Source organism: Actinoplanes sp. NPDC026623, from assembly GCF_040638275.1.
Taxonomy (GTDB): domain Bacteria; phylum Actinomycetota; class Actinomycetes; order Mycobacteriales; family Micromonosporaceae; genus Actinoplanes.
This window is the reverse complement of record NZ_JBEZXZ010000055.1, coordinates 1-17890: the sequence shown is the minus strand read 5'-3', so window position 1 is coordinate 17890 and position 17890 is coordinate 1. Positions and strand designations below refer to the sequence as shown.

Below are 17890 nucleotides of genomic sequence, written 5' to 3'. Positions count from 1 at the left end.
AGGTGGCGTCCGGTAGAGCCTCAGATCAGTTACCGGGTGTTAGGTGTGCGATGAGGACTGCTCCTGGAGAGCTCTCATCTGGATCGAAGACCATCTGCGCGTTGACCGTGAAACCGGCGTCGCGTAGCCAGGCGGACATTTGCTCGGGCCGACGGCGATGGACGTAGACCTTCATCGGATGGCCGCCGTAGCCCTCGGTCTTCAGGCGGGACTGGTCGCCGACATGGAAGCCGATCAACACTGGTCCGCCAGGTCGCAGCACACGCCGGAAATTTTCGAGGACTGTGGGGATTAGATCGTCCGGGATGTGGATCAGCGACCAGAAAGCGAGCAGCGCAGCGGCCGATCCGTCGGCAAGCTGAAGATCCGTCATCGAGCCCACCTCGAACCGTAAGCCGGGGTGGTCCTGCCGGGCGATGTCGACCATCGCGGGCGACAGGTCCATGCCGAATGCCTCGACTCCGAGGTTTTGGAGGTGGGCGGTGACGTGGCCAGGGCCGCAGCCGAGATCGGCCACCGGCCCGCCGCCAGCGGCGTGGACCAGGTCTGCGAACAGCGCCAGCGCAGCACGCAGATATGGCTGTCTGGCCAACGAATCGCGGACGAAGTCGGCGTAGCTGCCGGCGACGGTGTCGTATGACGTCCGGGTGTCGACAAGCCAGCCGTCTGTCCTTTCGCCTGGCCCTGAAGTGTTGCCGTCTGCGAGCACCGCAATCTCCCTCTATCGCCACCGAAGACTGATTCGTTCTCCGGCCGCGGACGGTATCAGCCTGCGCTGATGACACCGAACAACGCGTGAGGTCCAGCCCGCAGGACGTGGTGTGACGGCGGATCTTCCAAGGTTCCCTGGTCAGAAGGGTTGTTCGCCGGGTTGGCCGGTGGTGGGTTCGTTGGTCTCGGGTTGCCATTGGTCGATGTCGTCGGGCCAGGGTGCGGGGCGTCCATCGTCGTCCCAGAAGCCGGTCTCGGTGCCGGTGGCAAGCAGGGCCGCGTTGAGTGCTTCGCGTTCGGCTGGTGTGGGGATTGCGGGATCGGTCATGGCGCGAGTCAGTCCGTGGCCGTGGCGAGGGTCTTCTGGCGGGCGTGGGCCAGACGGTAGGATTCGGTGCCGGTCTCGATGATGTTGCCGCCGAAGGTGAGCCGGTCGACGATCGCGGCGCAGAGCCGCGGGTCGGTGAAGGTCTTGGTCCAGCCCGAGAACGACTCGTTTGACGCGATCGCGACGCTGTTCTTCTCCTCGCGTTCGGTCAAGACCTGGAACAGCAGTTCGGCGCCGCGCCGGTCGAGTTCCATGTAGCCGAGCTCATCGATCTATGCCGACATCCCCATAGATTGATCTATGCCGAGACCGGAACTATGCCGAACGGCCTGTCGGCGTACGGGTCCAGGTGCAGAGGGCGGGGACGAGAAGCATTCGGGACGCTGCGATGGCGGGCAGGTCCGGCAACCCGAGTCGGCCACGAAGGCTGAGTATTCGGTGGACGTGGGCAGGCACCCGGATCGTGGCTACCTATTGAGGATCAAGCGAAGGGTTCCTCGGCGAAGTTGATTCCGCCCCGCTCACCCAATGTGAGACTTTGCCGGAGTACGTGCCGTGGGGGCAACCGTACGAACTGGGTGTAGCCGGCGGCTCGGAGACGGAGGTCGAAGTTATGACCCTCGATGTGCCACCACGGATCTATGCTGCTGTCCGCCGCGTCGAGTTGATGAATGTCGGCGATCTCCAGGACCTCGTGCAGCGGACCAAGCTGACCGCTGATGCTCCACGCTCCCTCGAACACGAGAGTCGCCGGAGCGATCCAGAAGCTGAAGTGCTCGTCACCGCGAGCCGGTGACACCCAGCGCGCGATGTAGTCGAGGTCAAGCAGCAACCTTGCGGGTGGCAGCGTGTCGTCGTCATACTCGCCGATGCTGACGGCATGAACCCGGCAGTCGTGCCAACCCATGTTCGCGAAGTCGTCCTGCGACCACTGGAACTTCGACAGGCCCGACGGACCGTGCGGCAAGTCGATCATCGGGCCAGTATCTATCGCCCTGCACGACCCGCGCATAGTCGGGTTGAGCGTTGGCCGCAAACCATCTGACCGGCCTTTACTGGAGGCCAGCGACGACGTGCCCGCGCACCCGGTTCGCCAGTTGCGGAGGTTCTCGTCAGAGGGTCGTGCCACAATCCCGCCCATGCCCGAGATCGTCACCGCGGCACTGGTTCGCGAAGGTCAAGTCCTGCTCGTCCACCGAGGTCCGAATCGCCATGTCTACCCGGACGTGTGGGATCTGCCCGGCGGACACATCGACGCAGGCGAGACAGAACTGGCTGCGCTCGCCAGGGAGATGCACGAGGAGCTCGGCGTGCTGATAACGACAGGCTCGGCAGTCCACTTGTCTCGGCTGGAGGTAGGCCGCGGAGAGCAATCCGTGCGCTTCAGCGCCTGGCTTGTCGACGAGTGGGAGGGGACGCCGACAAACGCCGCTCCCGATGAACATGACGAGATTCGTTGGTTCCGGCCTGAAGAGTTGCCGCCGCTCATCCACGAACCCGTACGCACGGCGTTGGTGGAGGCAATGCGGAGCGCCCGCGCCTGAACTTCAACGCACCATCATCGACAGTTCCGGACCTCACCGCGTCTGCGAACGTCCATGCCAGTAGTCGATCATTCCTATGCGCTGGTGGCGGCTCGGCCGCCGGCTCTCCGCTGAGCTTGCGGATGTCGATGTCGCTGTGTACTTCATGGCGTACGCAGCTCTGCACTGCAAGGTCGTACGCCGGCACCGTCGTCCTCGATCGGGTGAAAGACGGCGCGATGGTATCGGCATAGTCCGATGAGTGGGCACAGCCCTGATCTGCGAGGAGCACACGCTCCCTGCGAGAGGGGTGACGATGATGGGGACTCCGCGCAGGAAGGCCGGCGCACTGGCCGGGCAGGTCGAGGGCTATCGGGTCTGGCTCAAACAGCGTGGCTATTCGCCTCTGACGGTCAGGAACATGCTTACGGATCTCAGCCTGGTGGGGCAGTGGCTGAGCCGGGAACGGCTCGAGGCTGCCGATCTGAGCGAGGATCGGCTGACCGCGTTATCGGCCGACCAGCGAGGAGTTGGCCGTCGAGGGTTGGCCGGAGCTCGGGGCTGGTTGCCGCTGCTGACGTTTCTGAGAGAGCTGGGCGTGGTGCCCGAGTCGCAGGTCGCAGCTACTCCGCTGGATGTCTTGCTGAATCGATATCGCTGCTGGATGGACCGGGAACGGGGCCTTTCGGCGGCCACGATGCTGCGTTATGTGAACACGGCTCGTCGATTCCTGACCGACCATGCGATGGCCGGCGGCCAGGTCGCACCGGACCGGTTGACCGGAGCGGATCTGAACGCGTTTCTGCTGTCTGAGTGTGGGCGAATCTCATCGGGCTCCGCGAAGGGCCGGGTGGCCGAGCTTCGGTCCCTGATGCGGTTCCTCCATCTGCACGGGCTTATCCCGAGGAAGCTGGGCGCGGCGGTGCCGCCGGTCGGCGGCTGGCGGCTGGCCTCGGTGCCACCGACGATGCCGGCGTCCAAGGTCCAACTGCTCTTGGATCGCTGTCCGCGCGACACTGCGGTTGAGGTCCGTGACTACGCGATTCTGATGCTGGTCGCGCGGCTGGGGCTGCGGTCGATCGAGGTGGCCCGGCTGCTGCTCGACGACATCGATTGGCGCAGTGGTGAGATCGTTGTCCGGGGCAAAGGACGGCGCGAGGACCGGCTTCCGCTGCCGGTCGAGGCCGGTGAGTCCGTGGTCTCCTATCTGTCCGGCCCTCGGCCCCGGCTCGATGACCGTCACCTGTTCCTGACCTGTCGAGCTCCCTGGGCACCGATTCGGGCGGATCTGGTCAGCGACGTCGTCAAGCGGGCCTGTCTTCGAGCTGGGCTGGCCCGGGTGGGGCCGCATCGGTTGCGGCATGCTCTGGCCGAGCAGATGCTGCGTCAGGGCGCGGGGTTGACCGCGATCGGTCAGGTGCTGCGGCACCAGGATCTGGCCACGACCGCGCTCTATGCAAAAGTCGACCTCGCGGCGCTGCGGCAGGTCGCCCAGCCGTGGCCCGGGGCCGCGGCATGAACGGGCTGCGCGAGCATCTTGCTGACTATCTGCAACTTCGTCGCTCGCTGGGACACCAGATGGCGGAGGCCGCCTGGCTGCTGCCGGACTTCGTCGCGTTCCTGGACGAGCGCGGCCAGTCCACGGTGACGATCCAGGCCGCCCTGGCCTGGGTCCGGCTCCGCGAGGACGAGGTGGTCACGACCGTCAGCCCGCGGCGGATCACCGCGGTCCGGGGCTTCGCCCGCTATCTGAGCGGTATCGACCCGGCTACCGAGATCCCACCGATGGGACTGGTGCCGCATCGGCAGCGCTGGCGTCCGCCGTTCCTCTACTCCAGCGCCGACATCACCGCGCTGCTCACGGAGGCCGACGCCATTGGGCCGCCGTTCCGGGCGGCTACCTATCACACCCTGCTCGGCCTGTTGGCAGCCTCCGGCCTGCGCATCGGCGAGGCGATCGGCCTCGACGACGACGACATCGACTGGGCGCAGGGCGTGTTACTGATCCGCGAATCGAAGTTCGGCAAGTCCCGGCTGGTCCCGCTGCACGCCAGCGTCATGCAGGCGCTGCGCGAGTACGACACGCTTCGCTCCGCGACCGCACCGCATCCCAAGGACTCCGCGTTCTTCATCTCCCGGACTCACCGGCGGCTGGTCTACGCCGTCGTCAGCCTCACCTTCCGGCAGCTCGTCACCGGTGCCGGCGTCGGCACCGACGCACCTCATCCGCCGCGGTTGCATGACCTGCGGCATTCCTTCGCCGTCCGGACCCTGCTGCACTGGTATCGCACCGAGGACAATGTCCAGGCCAGGATCCCTTCGCTGTCGACCTATCTGGGACATCGCGAACCGGCCCATACCTATTGGTATCTGTCCGCGGCCCCCGAACTGCTCGCGCTGGCCGCGGCCCGCCGTGAAGGCATCGGAAAGGCGGCCCGCTCATGACGCTGATCGCGGCCACACTGCAAACGTTCTTCACCGAGCGGCTGGCCCGGCAGCGCCAGGCCAGCCCGCGCACCGTCGCCGCCTACCGCGACGCACTGCGCCTGCTGCTGGTCTTCGTCCAGCAGCGGACCGGCACCACGCCCGCGAATCTGGACTGGACCGACCTGGACGCGGAGACCGTGTCGGCGTTCCTGAACCATCTGGAGGACGACCGGGGCAACAGCACCAGAACCCGCAACGTCCGCCTGACCGCGGTCCGGTCCCTGTTCTCCTACGCCGCGCTCCAGCACCCCGAGCACGCCCTGCTTATCCAGCGTGTCCTGGACATCCCGCCCAAACGGTTCGACAAGCGGATCATCACCTTCCTGACCGATGCCGAGGTCGAGGCCCTGCTCGCCGCACCGGACTCCAACCGCTGGGAAGGCCGGCGTGACAAGGCGATGATCGCCCTGGCCATCCAAACCGGGCTGCGCGTCTCCGAACTCACCAGCCTCAACTGCGCCGACATCAGCCTGGGCGCCGGCGCCGCGGTCCGCTGCGAAGGCAAGGGCCGCAAGCAGCGCATCGTTCCGCTTGGCGGCCCGGTTCAAGCTCTGCTCAAGTCCTGGATGAACGAGCGCGCCGGACGCCCCAATGACCCGCTGTTTCCCACCCGAACCGGCCGCCGCCTCAGCCGCGACGCCGTCGCCCAACGATTGAACACCCACACCAAGACCGCCACGGAATGCTGCCCGTCGCTGCGCGACAAAGACGTCCACCCGCACGTCCTTCGGCACAGCTGCGCGATGTCGCTGCTGCAGGCAGGCGTCGACACCACCGTCATCGCGCTCTGGCTCGGCCACGCCAACGTCCGCTCCACCGACGCCTACGTCCACGCCGACATGTCCACCAAAGAGCAGGCGCTGGCCCTGACCACGCCCCTGACCGCCAAGCCCGGTCGTTATCGCCCTGCGGACAAGACCCTCGCATTCCTCGACGGCTTATAGGCAGGACCAGGCGTTCCAGGCCGGGTCAAATATCGGGCACCCGCGGACCACGACGGCTTCTATCCTTCATCGGTGCACGTCAGCCAGTACGCCTACTTCGCCCTATTCAGCCGCAGCACCTCGGCGACCGAGATGGCAGCCATCCTCGGACTCGAGCCCGACGAGACCACCGTCCGCGGCAGCCGCCGCACCGAGCCCAAGGCCATCCCGGTCCAACACTGTTGGAAGATCGTCTGCCGCGAACCGGGGCTATGTGTTGACGAGCAGATCGCCCGCATCATCGAACGACTCGCCCCACACACCGCGGCGATCGCCGCACTGGCCAGCCGCTTACACACCGAGGACGAAGAATCTGGCGCCGTCCTGGAAGTCGTGCGCTACTTCAACGACCAGGAAGCCGAGCAGCACGATCGCAGCAGCCCCTCCGGTGAGGCCCCGAACCTGCTCGGCTGGCATCTCGACCGGGAGATTCTGGACTTCCTCCAGGCCACCGGAGCGGTCTTGGACGTCGACGAGTACGACATGACCCCGGATTATGCCGAGGACTGAGCCTCAAACCGCCGTCGGGCAAGCCAGATCGCGGAAGCCCTCGGCATAGTCGCGGTCTCGGCATAGATCGATGCAGAGCAGATCGACCCGGCCGTAACGGGCGATGGTCTTGTTGAGCACCTTCTCGTCGGCGGCCTCGACGAGTTCGTTGACCAGTTTCGCTGCGAGGACGTAGCGGACCCGGAAGCCTTCCATCGCGGCGGCGGTGCCCAGGCCGATGAGCAGGTGGGACTTGCCGGTGCCGGAGTCGCCGATCAGGCAGAGCGGCTCACCGGAACGGACCCAGCCGCAGCCGGCGAGGGTGTTGATCGTGGCGGGTTGATGCTCGGGTTCGCATCGAAGTCGAAATCGGTGAGCCACTTCTCCCGCGGGAACCCGGCGCCCTTGATGCGACGTTCGGAGCGGCGCCGGTCGCGGTCCTCGCACTCGGCCAGGAGTAGCTCGGCAAGGAACCCGCGGTAGGTGAGCTGCTCCTTCTCGGCGACGGTGATCAGCTCACCGACCCGGTTGCGCATGGTGGGCAGGCGCAGCATGCGGCAGGCCTGGTCGACGGCGGCTTCGGCGGCGGGTTCGGTCAGGGCGCGGCGGGGACGGTTCACGACACTTCTCCTTGCTGTGGTGGTGCAGGTCCTGCCGCGCGGCGGCGTAGCAGTTGGTCGTATTGCGCGACCGAGGGCAACGGCCTGGAGTCCGGTGGCAGCGCGGCCAGCCGGCGCTCGGTCAGGCTGACCACCCGCCGCTGGTCCCGGGCGGTGATCACCGGTTCAGCGCCGGTGCTGCCCGGGTCGGGGCGGCTGACCTGCTGCGCCCGGCGTGCCTCCATCGCGACGACGTCCGCGCTGGTGGCCCCGGCATGCAAGGCGATCGTGATCCCGGCGATCACGTCCGCGGCCGGCAACCGGCGGTGCAGCAGCAGGACATCGATCAGCGCCCGCGTGCCGTCGGCGTCACCGTGGGCCTTCACCGCGGCCGCCCAGAACGCCTCGTGCGCCATGGTGAAAACCCCGGACTCGCGGGCCTGCGCCAGCGCGGTCGACCCGGGCAGGGCGCCCGGCTTTCGCAGCAGCACCTCCAGGTAGTGGTCCAGGACGAACGTCTGGGACTTCTTGACCACCGATCGTTCATGTCGGGCGATCTCGGTGCGGCCGTCGAAGACGACGACCTCGGATGCGCGCAGCACCACCCGCACGGTCAGGCCAATGAACCGGGCCGGCACCGAGTAGTGCGACTGGCGGATCCCGACCAGCCCGTAGCGGTTCACCTTTGGCGTCAGCACCCGACCCGGCTCGAATCGGTCGACGGGCAGCGTGGCCAGCAGTGGCTGCTCGACGCCGAAGTCCTGCCCGACAGTGCGCACCCGGTGCTCAAGGCGCCGGTCGTCGTCGGCCCGGTCCGCGTCCTCGATCATCGCGTTGAGCTCTGCGAGGGAAGTGACCTCCGTCCTGTTGACTGAACTACTTGCTGCACCGCTCCTGCTCAGAGTGCGGTTGAAGATCCGGTTGACTACGGTCGCTGCCCGTGGTCGAAGATGAAAATCCGTCCCGGAATCTGCGGTCGCTGGTCGTGCCGCGGGCGGGGTCGCTGGCGGCGACTGGTGATCCGTGGGAGCCGTATCGGCTGCTGGACTCCTCGGGTGAGCCGGTGAATGCTGTCGCCGCGTACTTCGGTGAGTTGCAGGCCGCCGGGCGCGCGGCGACGACCCAGCGCTCGTATGGGATGGCGTTGCTGCGCTGGTTCCGGTTCCTCTGGGCGGTAGAGATCGCCTGGCGGGAGGCGACCCGGATCGAGGCGCGGGACTTCTCTCGTTGGATCCAGATCGGCGCGAAGCCGGTCCGACCGCATTGGCGGGCGCCGGACAAGCCCGTGGTGGTGAGGCCGAAACGGGTCAACGCGGTGACCGGCAAACGACTGCCCGGCGATAGGTACGCACCCTCGACCATCGCGCACTGCGAGACGGTGCTGCGCAGCTTCTATGGCTTCCACCTGGACGCCGGGACTGGGCCGTTGGTGAATCCGTTCCCGCTGGCCAGAGCCAAGCGAGCGCACGCGCATCACAACCCGATGGATCGGTTCGAGCCCAAGCGTGCTGGTCTGTATCGGCCTCGACAGCCCAAGCGGATTCCGCGGCAGATCCCGGACGAGGTGTTCAACGACCTGTTCGCGCGGTTGTCCAGCGACCGGGACCGGGCCTTGGTCGCCTTTTGGGTGTCAACCGGGGCGCGGGCCGCGGAGCTGCTGGGAGTGCTGCGCAGCGGCGCGGATCCGGGACAGCAGCTGATCACCGTGGTGCGGAAGGGATCCCGAGCGATGCAGCAGCTTCCGGCGTCGCCGGACGCGTTCGTCTGGCTGCGGCTCTACCAGCAGCAAATCCACGGCTCGGCGCCGGCGGGACCGGATGACCCGTTGTGGTGGACGCTGCGCAGGCCGTTCCGGCCGCTGACCTATCACGCGGCCAGGGCGATGTTCGTCCGAACTAACGCGTTGCTGGGGTCGAACTGGTCGCTGCACGACCTGCGACACACGGCGGCCTACCGTCTGGCCCGTGACCCGGGCATGCCGATCACTGACATCCAGTGGGTTCTCGGTCATGCTTCGTTGACCACCACCCAGATCTATACGACTCCGACCCCCGCGGACGTCATCGACGCGGTGGTCGCCCATCACCGGCGTCGGGCCGAGCCCCGGCCTCCTGCGGAACCCGAGCCTCTGGGTTATCGCAAGGAGAGCCTGGACGTGTTGTTCGGCCGGAGGGGCTCGTGACCACAACGACCGTCGGACTGCAGACGCCGCGGACCTGGCAGGTCAGCAGCGAAGCCCAAGCGCTGCTGGAGAAGTTCCCACCGCGCCTGGTTCCCGGTGCCTGGCCGAGGACCCGCGAGAGCCGGGTGGTCTTGGAGGGCCGGATGGCGGCGGCACCGTTCCGCGGCGACGATTCTCAGTCCCGCTGCCATCGCAAGGCGTCGTTGCAGGCCGTTCTCGACTGGCTGGAGCTCTATCCCGGGCAGAGCTGGCAGCAGCGGTGGGAGGCCACCGGCGCCGGCCGTGACGGCCACCGGGATTGGCGACTTCAAGTGTTGACCGATCTTGCATCGGCCGGGCTCCTGGACCGGCACCCAGGCTATGTCCGCAAGATCCTCGGCACGGGCCTGATCCAGCTGATCGGCGGCGACTACCTGCGGCCGTCGCTCGGTTGGCTCATGGCCACCACGTCGCCGCTGAGGATCGCCAACGAGATGGCCAAGGTCCGCGATCCCGAAGGCGTCGCTGAACTGCGGACAGCCCGCATGGCCGGCACCGTTGGCGATTCAACCATGGTTCCCGCCATCGAGAAGGTCGCGCTGGTCATGGCCGCGAAGGGTGGCTTGGTTCGCAACGTGACGATCGGCGACTGCCTCGAGCTGATGAGGGTCAGCAGGGAGGTCTTCCCCGGACCGACCCGGTCCGGCAGGCACAGCCCGGTCTTCTATCAACTGCTTCACTCGACCGGTCTGTTCCCTGCGGACGCCCCGCCCACGGTCCGCATGTTCAGCCCGGTGTTTGCCGGCCAGGTCCTGGTTGAGCAGCTCGTCGACCGGTATCAGGTGGCCTCTCGCCCGGTCCGGGACCTGCTGGTCGACTACCTGCGTGAACGGCAGCCCGCGATCGACTACGGCACCCTCACGTCCCTGGCCACCACCCTGGTGCTCTGGTTCTGGAAGGACCTCGAACGCCATCACCCCGGCATCGACTCCGTGCGGCTGAGCCCGGAAACCGCCAGCGCTTGGAAGCAGCGGATCCGAACCAGGGTTGTCCGGTCCCGCGGCGCCGACGGCGAGATCACCGAAACGACGGTCGAACGGGACACCGCCACCGACGCACTCACGACCGTGCGAAGCTTCTATCTCGACCTGGCCCAATGGGCTCTCGACGACCCGGCCCGCTGGGGACCATGGGCCGCCCCTTGCCCGATCCGGGCCACCGACATCCAGCACAAGAAAATGAATTCCCGGCGCAAGGCCCGCATGGACCAACGCACCCGCGATCGGCTACCGGTCCTGCCAGCCCTCGTCGAAGCCGTCGACCGCGAACGCAAAACCGCCGCCGACCGGCTGGCAGCAGCTCGAGCCACCCAGCCCGGCGACACCTTCACCATCGACGGCGTCACCTTGCGACTCGCCCAACTTGCCCGCCACTCACCGCGCATCTGGGCCGAGGAACCCGCCACCGGCCGGCGCCGCGACCTGATCCGCGAAGAAGACAACGCGTTCTGGGCCTGGGCGGCGGTCGAGGTGCTGCGCATGACCGGAATCCGGGTCGAGGAACTCACCGAACTGTCCCACCACAGCCTGGTCCAATACCGGACCCCAGCCACCGGCGAACTGATCCCACTGCTGCAGATCCCTCCGTCGAAAACCGACGAGGAACGACTGCTGGTCATCTCACCGGAACTGGCAGACGTGCTCTCTACGATCGTCTGCCGGATCCGCAACCGCGACGGCAGCGTCCCACTCGTGGTGGCCTACGACCACCACGAAAAGATCTGGAACTTGCCGATTCCTCTGCTCTTCCAACGCACCATCGCACTGGAGACCCGGCCCATCCCGATCTCCGGAATCCGCGTCCTGGTCAGCGACGCTCTCGCCCGCACCGGGCTCACCGACGTCACCGGCAAACCATTGGACTTCGCACCCCACGACTTCCGCCGGATCTTCACCACCGACGCCATCATGAACGGGATGCCGCCGCACATCGCTCAACTGCTCCTGGGACACAAAGACATCAACACCACGATGGGCTACAAAGCCGTCTACCCAGAGGAGGCCATCAACGGCCACAGGGCCTTCATCGCCCGCCGCCGCGGCCTGCGACCCAGCGAAGAATACCGGCACCCCAGCGACGCGGAATGGGACGAGTTCCTCGGCCACTTCGAACGCCGCCGCCTTGCCCTCGGCGACTGCGGACGCGCCTACGGGACCAGCTGCATCCACGAACACAGTTGCGTTCGCTGTCCACTACTTCGCGTCGATCCCGCCCAGCGGCAACGCCTGATCGACATCCGCGACAACCTCACCGCCCGCATCTCCGAAGCAGAGCGTGAAGGCTGGCTCGGCGAGGCTGACGGGCTCCGCGTCAGCCTCGCCGCCGTCAAGGAGAAGCTCACCCAGGCCGACATGGGCGTCCAGCGCCGCGCCGCAGCCGTCCAACTCGGCATGCCCTCTTTTTCCAAGATCGCAGCGCGAACCGCTGCCGCAGCGGCATCCCTACCAGGAACGCCTCTCATCGGTGGCATCGCCATGGAACACCGTGCGAGCGACCTGGAATCATGAAGACGATGGAAGACGACCAATCCCTAACCGCGTTCATGGCGACCGTGAACGTCGGGGACACTCTGGTGGGAACCGTTGCGGAAGTCACGCCGTCGGGCGCAGCGGTGCTGCTCGATAGCTTCACTGACGACCCGATCGGCTTCATAGGCTGCCTGGATTACTCCTGGCGATCCTTCCAACGATCGCCCGGCGCGATCCTTCAGGCCGGCGACCGAGTCTCCGCCGAAGTCCTCACTGTCGATCACCTGAGACGGCGGGTCATGCTTTCACGGTCAGCGACCGAGAATCCCCAGTTATGGGCCTTTCTCAAGGCGCTTCACCGAGGACAGCGTTTGTCCGGCACCGTGGCGGCCATCGAAAGATTCGGCGTCTTCGTGGATCTGGACGACGGGCCGAAACACCCCACCTTCCCCGGCGTCGGCTTCATCACCATGCCCGAGCTGTCCTGGCTCACCTTCGGGGATCCGTCCGAGGTCATCTCCGAAGGACAGCATGTCACCTGCGAAGTCCTCACCTTCGACACCACCAACGGTGAGGCCCGGCTGTCGCTTCGCGCCACCCAGCCCGATCCTTTCCTGGACTTCGCTCGCACCTGTCACGTGGGGCAGATCCTGCATGGCTCGGTCACCAAACTGGTGCCCTTCGGAGCCTTCGTCCGCGTCAAGGACGGCATCGAAGGCCTGATCCACCTCAGCGAACTCTCCACCAGGCCCATCGAGACACCAGACCAAGCAGTCCAAATCGGCGACGAGGTCACCGTCACCATCACTGAGATCGACCTGCTCCGACGCCGGCTCGCCCTGTCGTGCCGTCGTTGAGCCGCTTCCGCGAGGCGTCGTTGGTCGACCGACCAGGATTTAGTTCAGAGAAGGGACCGGGACCAAATGATTTCTGCGGAATCGGCCGATGTCGCCTTCGACGCCGCCTTTCTCGTGGGCCCCGGCGATGCCCGGCATGCAGTAGAACGCCTCGAAGCCCATGGTCGAGCGGAACAGCACCCAGCGCTGGCTCTCCATACGGGCCCGACCGAACAGCACGCGTGACACCGCCGAGCGCAGATTGTCGTAGCGGATCTTCACCGTCGGCAGACCGCCCAGCACGTCGAACGCGTGCAGGTGGCCCTCGATGAACGCTTCCTGCCCCTGGGACGCGAACGCGCGGTGCACTGCCTTGCCCGAATACGACAGCCGCAGCGCGAACAGGTAGACCTTCGTCGGGACACCCGCCAGCCGGATCCACAACTCGCCGAAGTCCACCTCGGGTTCCTCACCTGGCCGGTGTGTCTGCACGATGAACGCCTCCTGCCGGCCGCGGCCAGCCTCCGCTGCCAGTTCCCGCCGCCGCACCGCGACGTAATCGCGCACCGTCGAGTACGACAAGTCCCCGGCCGCGTTCTCCGCGACCAACCGCGCCAGCACCCGGCGCACCGTGTGGCGCTGCTTGCGGGGCGCGGTCAGATCCGCCGTCAACATCGCGTCGATCGCCGCTTTGAACGGCTCCAGCCTCGGCGCCGCCCGCACCGGGGTCTTCCGCGCCGGTGGCGGCTCCGCCGAATCGACCGCCTGCCGCACCACCCGGCGGTGCACCCCATACCGCTCCGACAGGCCACGAAGCGAGACGCCCCGCCGGTAGTCCCGGCGAATCGCCTCGAAAAGCTCCACACGCGACCGGGCCATCCGACGGCCTCCCACTACGGAGAGTCGATACTCCCAGCTCCACGCGCGGTGGGGCCAAATCAAGCCGCCACAAAATCCGATTCACTCGACCGGTGGGGCCAGTTCAAACCGTCCGGGTGGGGCCGCCGGAGACCGTCAGAATCACGCATCGGGATACCCGCCCGCGACGGCATCGTCGTCCATGGCAGAGATCTCCTGTGATAACGCCGTCGGCGCCAACGGGTCCCGGCCCGCCCGGGTCGGATGCGTCGTACCGTGGTTCCCCGCCCAGGTGCTCTACAGCCGCAGCAGCTACCCCGCGTTGGCCGCCCACGTGTCCCAAGCACAGGGATCCGGGCTGCCCGGCACCGGATTCGCCAACCCGCTCAACCGCAACGTGGACACCGCCACCACCAACCTCAACCGCAGCCGCGCCTGCGGAGACGCACCCAGCATCTCCGGAAAGAGCTGCGACGAGTACCCGCTGGCCTCCACCTATCAAGGCCTGGCGTTCGGCGGCACCCGCCGCACCTTCGCCGGATGCAACATCAACGCCCCGACGAACGTCACCGGGCCGATCGGAGCCAGCGCCTGCATGATCACCGCAAGCGAGAACAACGCGCAAGGCGGTGTCATGGCAAAGTTCTACTACGACTACCGAGTCCTGGGCGGGGACCCGTTCCGCGTCGGCATCGGCGCCTGAAACGTCGTAGTCTCAGCACGGGCATCGTCGCGGGAACGGCGGTCGGCGTTCCCGCGACACCCCGGCCATACTGGACGACGAACGACGCCACAGGAGCGGCGATGACCTCGACACCGGCACGCGTCTACGCCCAGGGCCACCTGTTCGTCCTCGCCGACGCCGACGCCGACCCCGCCATCGAAACACTCGACTTCAGCACCGGTGTAGCCGGCACGAGCACCTCCGCCGCCTTCATCTGCACCGGAATAGATTCCGGCCACGTCCACGTCAGCACCGAGGCACTCACCGAACGCCCGGCCCTCGACACCGCCACGCAATGGGCACAAATGGCCGCCTGGGACGACGTCGCAGAGTTCAGCCTGCATGCCCCCCGCGGCCTACTCACCATCGAACGACTCACCACAACCCCCGCCGCCACCCGCCCCGACCTGGCACCGCTGAGTTCAGCCGGACCCGGCACCTACCGGATCCGGGTCCATGCCCGCGGCCGCGACCACCAGCACGACCAGACCGTCGACGACTCCAACGAACGATTCCACATCAGCGCCTGGCCGGAATCGATCACCGCACCGATCATCATCACAACCACCTCGCAATGCGGCTACGGACTGCGCCTCTCCACACTCCACAACCCACCCACGGCGCCGGCACCCACGCCATCGACGCCGCAGCAGCATGCGGACGCCGAACACCAGGCCATGCTGCGCCGAGCACTTCAGGGCAAATAGCCTGCACACACACTGGAAGGCCCGCGCGTTTCCGGCTCCTCGGCCCGCCAGTAGCGGGGTGAACTGTTGCACCCGCCGGTTCGATCAAGGGTTTTCGGTGACCCGGACCCCGATCGGGAAATGGTCGGAGAATCCGGTTTGGTCGATCGGCTTACCCATCCCGCCGAACGGCCTGGGCTTCGGATAGACGCCGGGATCGACGGTGCCGGGGAAGTGCAGCACCTCCACCGTGTCCGCTTCCACCCGTAGCGGGCTGGTCGGGCGGGCCATGTTCGCGTTGACCAGGAATTGATCGAGTTGGTTGGGCTCGTTGTTGAAGTAGAAGCTGCCTTCCGGGATCCCCGCCACCGGCCACATCAGGTTCCACAGCCGCGGTGTGTCCGCCTCGATCACCCGTTGCCGCTGCCGGGTGCTCAGCGCGTGTGTGACCAGCGAGGTATCGAACGGTTCGTCGTTGAAGTCCCCCATGACCAGCACCGCGGCCTCCGGGCCGTGGATCTCCAGGACCCGCTGATGGAAGTACGACAGGGTCTCCCCCGCGATCTGCCGGTACCCGGCCGACTCGAACTGCCCGCCACTCCTGGAGGGCCAATGGTTGCCGAACACCGCCCACGTGCGCCCTAGGTGGGTCTGGAAGTTGACCTGCACGATCTCCCGGGTGGCGTTGCGGCGCATCACCACGTGGAAGAACACCGCATCGGCGGCGGGAACCTGCAACACCGACGGGTCGTAGAGGAACGCCACGTCGATCCCGCGGGCGTCGTCGGTATCCGCATGCACGATGCCGTACTGACGACCCGGCAACCGGTCGTGCAATGCCGCGGCGAGAAGATCCAGCACAAACCGGTTCTCGACCTCACAGACCCCGAGCAGGTCCGGGCCAGTGGCGCCGTTCATCTGTGCGATCACCGATGCCAGCTGGGCGACCTTGCGGTCCCGCAGCGCCGGCGTCCACCCGGCGATATCGTTGCTGATCACCCGGGCGACCTTGTCCGTGCGCCGGGGTGAGTGCTCCTCATCGAACAGGTTCTCGAGATTCCACCACGCGACGTAATAGTCCGAAGGCACCAAATCCACCCCCATAGCGCCGCCTTACGCAGCGAGATCGCCAGTCTGACACAACGTGCGGACGGTAGCGGCTCAGTCACCCATCAGGTAGTCACCGTTTCACCCGACGGCTCGCTCATCGCTCAACGCTTCCTCCAGGCATCCCAGCCTGACGCGGCCCCGCACCGTCATTCGCCAGCCCGCCACCACGGCCCACCGGCCCACCGGCCCACCGGTACACCGGCCCACCGGTACACCTTCGGCGGCTACGGCGCCGCCAGCGGCACCGTGCCACGACCGGTCGGCGCCTGCACCCAACCGCGATCATGAATTCGTCGTGGGGCCACCAGCCCCACCCCGGAGACCATGGTCGAAAACGCGGGCGGCATCGACGCTGGCCGTTGCCATATTAGACGTTCGTGATAGTGACAGATCTTCGACAAAGACGCTATTGCGCATTGACGGTCCTCTTTGAGATGCGAGTAGCGTCCCGTGGCGATACAGCAGTCAGGCCCCACGTGGCCGTGCTGGGCTTCGGGGAGCCGAATTCACGGGAGGAAAAGCATTGTGAAACAGCGAACGCGGGGGTTCTCTGTCCTCGCCGCAGTCGTCGCCGGCGGCCTTACCGCAGCCATGGGCGCACTGCCGGCCTACGCCGCCCCGGCAGGCGGCACCACCGGTGACCACGACGCCGCCGCCATCAACCTGCGCCGGCCGGCAGCCGTTCGGGCCTGCGGCGACCTGAAGCCCGACCCGACCGCCTCCAGCAAGCCGCAGCTATGCCGACTGGACCCGGCGCAACTGTCAGCGGCCGCGCAGGCGTCCATCGCACCGCAGCAGAAGAAGGCCGCAGCGGCAACCCTCGCCGTGCAATGCGCCCTGAACGCTCTGGACACCGACCGCACCACGTCGTGCATCAACACCGAACTCGCGTACGACATCTTCATCCCGCAGACCGGCGAGGTCATCGGCACCGCGGCGTTCCAAGCCGTGTTCGTCGGCGTCCTGGACGTCCGCAGCCGCGAATGGAACCAACGCGCCGAAGTCACCCTGCTGTACGCCGAGGCCGCCGCCGCCCCCGGGTTCCTCGGGTTCGCCACGGCGATCTTCCCCGACGGCGCCGGGTTCACCGCCACCGAATCGGAATACCTGGAAGTCACCACCGTCGGTGTCCAGGTCGACTTCCCCTACACCGTCACCTCCGCCGGACCGGCAACCGTGCAAGGTCACGTCGAACCCGACTTCGTGCTGACCCCCCTGGTCCCGGTCGAGTCGCCGCCGCTGCAGTACTACATCACCCCAGCACCCTCGGTACGCTGCGACTCCACCCCGAACGTCGGGCCCGCCACCGGCGGCTGCGTCTACAACGAATTCACGCCCACCTACAACGTGTCCACCACCAACCCCGACACCGCCCAGGTCGCCTGGCATATCCTCTGGGCCCAACGCAACCTGATCAACCACTGGGGCTGGCAAGGACACGGACCCGCACTCACCCGCACCCGTAACCAGGCCCTGATCACCGCCAACCGGCGGGTCGCCTGCGGCAACCGGCGCCCCCGACCCGGATTGTCCTGCGACGAGTACCCCTTCGCCAGCACCCAACAAGGCGCCTCACTCAACCCCGACTACAGCTGGCACATGCTCAACGCCCGCCAGAACAGCCTGGAAGGCAGCCGCTACCGCCGGCCCTGGTACATCCAGAACCGCATGCTGGAAAACGATGACCTCTGGGTCAACGTCGTACTGCCCGCCGGCACCACCGTCACCCAGATCCCCGGATTCCCCAACTGACCCAACTCGCGATTCACACGTTCGTGGGGGGGGGGGGGGGGGCCCCCCCCCCCCCCCCCCCCCAAAAAAACCCCCCCCCCCCCCCCACCAAAACGCGGCCGCCGTGAAAAAAAAC

Annotated in this window: 15 protein-coding genes and 4 pseudogenes; 11 read left to right on the top strand and 8 right to left on the bottom strand. The window is 66.9% G+C overall.

Going from position 1 to position 17890, the window contains the following annotated elements; all coding sequences use genetic code 11:
- Positions 1-25 precede the first annotated feature (25 nt).
- From AB0F10_RS18410 to AB0F10_RS18395, 4 genes and pseudogenes are all read right to left on the bottom strand, one after another.
- Positions 26-709: a class I SAM-dependent methyltransferase gene (locus AB0F10_RS18410; protein WP_360625857.1), complete on the bottom strand. Its 684-nt coding sequence runs from the start codon at positions 707-709 to the stop codon at positions 26-28.
- Positions 710-850: 141 nt separating this feature from the next.
- Positions 851-1039: a hypothetical protein gene (locus AB0F10_RS18405; protein ID WP_360625854.1), complete on the bottom strand. Its 189-nt coding sequence runs from the start codon at positions 1037-1039 to the stop codon at positions 851-853.
- Positions 1040-1047: 8 nt separating this feature from the next.
- Positions 1048-1311, bottom strand: a pseudogene (locus AB0F10_RS18400) (ATP-binding protein); the annotation flags it as partial.
- 209 nt (positions 1312-1520) lie between these two features.
- Complete coding sequence (locus AB0F10_RS18395; RefSeq protein ID WP_360625852.1) at positions 1521-2015, bottom strand: hypothetical protein; 495 nt, start codon at positions 2013-2015, stop codon at positions 1521-1523.
- A 163-nt stretch (positions 2016-2178) separates the two neighbouring features.
- Between AB0F10_RS18395 and AB0F10_RS18390 the strand changes: the two genes are divergently transcribed.
- From AB0F10_RS18390 to AB0F10_RS18370, 5 genes are all read left to right on the top strand, one after another.
- Entirely contained in the window at positions 2179-2583 is a 405-nt protein-coding gene (locus tag AB0F10_RS18390; protein WP_360625849.1) for an NUDIX domain-containing protein, read from the top strand.
- A gap of 241 nt (positions 2584-2824) precedes the next feature.
- On the top strand, positions 2825-4081 hold the full coding sequence (locus AB0F10_RS18385; protein ID WP_360625846.1) for a tyrosine-type recombinase/integrase: 1257 nt from the start codon (positions 2825-2827) through the stop codon (positions 4079-4081).
- Positions 4060-5007: a tyrosine-type recombinase/integrase gene (locus tag AB0F10_RS18380; RefSeq protein WP_360625843.1), complete on the top strand. Its 948-nt coding sequence runs from the start codon at positions 4060-4062 to the stop codon at positions 5005-5007. Before AB0F10_RS18385 ends, AB0F10_RS18380 begins: the two co-directional genes overlap by 22 nt.
- A complete protein-coding gene (locus tag AB0F10_RS18375) occupies positions 5004-5993 on the top strand; it encodes a tyrosine-type recombinase/integrase (RefSeq protein WP_360625840.1) in 990 nt (329 codons plus the stop codon). Before AB0F10_RS18380 ends, AB0F10_RS18375 begins: the two co-directional genes overlap by 4 nt.
- A gap of 72 nt (positions 5994-6065) precedes the next feature.
- Positions 6066-6542 carry a DUF4279 domain-containing protein gene (locus AB0F10_RS18370; protein ID WP_360625837.1) on the top strand — a complete coding sequence of 159 codons (477 nt, stop codon included), beginning with the start codon at positions 6066-6068 and terminating at the stop codon, positions 6540-6542.
- Positions 6543-6545: 3 nt separating this feature from the next.
- On the opposite strand, the pseudogene AB0F10_RS18365 reads toward AB0F10_RS18370, so the two are convergent.
- Positions 6546-7057, bottom strand: a pseudogene (locus AB0F10_RS18365) (ATP-binding protein).
- Positions 7058-7137: 80 nt separating this feature from the next.
- A pseudogene (locus AB0F10_RS18360) lies at positions 7138-7977 on the bottom strand (IS21 family transposase); the annotation flags it as partial.
- A 128-nt stretch (positions 7978-8105) separates the two neighbouring features.
- Between AB0F10_RS18360 and AB0F10_RS18355 the strand changes: the two are divergent.
- The 3 genes from AB0F10_RS18355 to AB0F10_RS18345 are packed head-to-tail and all read left to right on the top strand — an operon-like array spanning position 8106 to position 12666.
- Positions 8106-9302, top strand: coding sequence for a site-specific integrase (locus tag AB0F10_RS18355; RefSeq protein WP_360625834.1), 1197 nt, complete (start codon positions 8106-8108; stop codon positions 9300-9302).
- Positions 9299-11848 carry a tyrosine-type recombinase/integrase gene (locus tag AB0F10_RS18350; RefSeq protein ID WP_360625831.1) on the top strand — a complete coding sequence of 850 codons (2550 nt, stop codon included), beginning with the start codon at positions 9299-9301 and terminating at the stop codon, positions 11846-11848. Before AB0F10_RS18355 ends, AB0F10_RS18350 begins: the two co-directional genes overlap by 4 nt.
- A 5-nt stretch (positions 11849-11853) precedes the next feature.
- Positions 11854-12666, top strand: coding sequence for a S1 RNA-binding domain-containing protein (locus AB0F10_RS18345; RefSeq protein WP_360625828.1), 813 nt, complete (start codon positions 11854-11856; stop codon positions 12664-12666).
- A gap of 51 nt (positions 12667-12717) precedes the next feature.
- Here AB0F10_RS18345 and istA read toward each other — a convergent pair.
- Positions 12718-13524: pseudogene (gene istA, locus AB0F10_RS18340) on the bottom strand (IS21 family transposase); the annotation flags it as partial.
- 181 nt (positions 13525-13705) lie between these two features.
- Between istA and AB0F10_RS18335 the strand changes: the two are divergent.
- Both AB0F10_RS18335 and AB0F10_RS18330 read left to right on the top strand, forming a co-directional pair.
- The gene (locus tag AB0F10_RS18335; RefSeq protein ID WP_360625825.1) at positions 13706-14206 is read left to right on the top strand and encodes a hypothetical protein; all 501 of its coding nucleotides are present in this window, start codon (positions 13706-13708) and stop codon (positions 14204-14206) included.
- A gap of 101 nt (positions 14207-14307) precedes the next feature.
- A complete protein-coding gene (locus AB0F10_RS18330; RefSeq protein ID WP_360625822.1) occupies positions 14308-14934 on the top strand; it encodes a hypothetical protein in 627 nt (208 codons plus the stop codon).
- 84 nt (positions 14935-15018) lie between these two features.
- On the opposite strand, the gene AB0F10_RS18325 is transcribed toward AB0F10_RS18330, so the two are convergent.
- On the bottom strand, positions 15019-16002 hold the full coding sequence (locus tag AB0F10_RS18325) for an endonuclease/exonuclease/phosphatase family protein (RefSeq protein WP_360625819.1): 984 nt from the start codon (positions 16000-16002) through the stop codon (positions 15019-15021).
- A 612-nt stretch (positions 16003-16614) separates the two neighbouring features.
- Here AB0F10_RS18325 and AB0F10_RS18320 point away from each other — a divergent pair.
- A complete protein-coding gene (locus tag AB0F10_RS18320; protein WP_360625816.1) occupies positions 16615-17775 on the top strand; it encodes a hypothetical protein in 1161 nt (386 codons plus the stop codon).
- Positions 17776-17890: the final 115 nt, after the last annotated feature.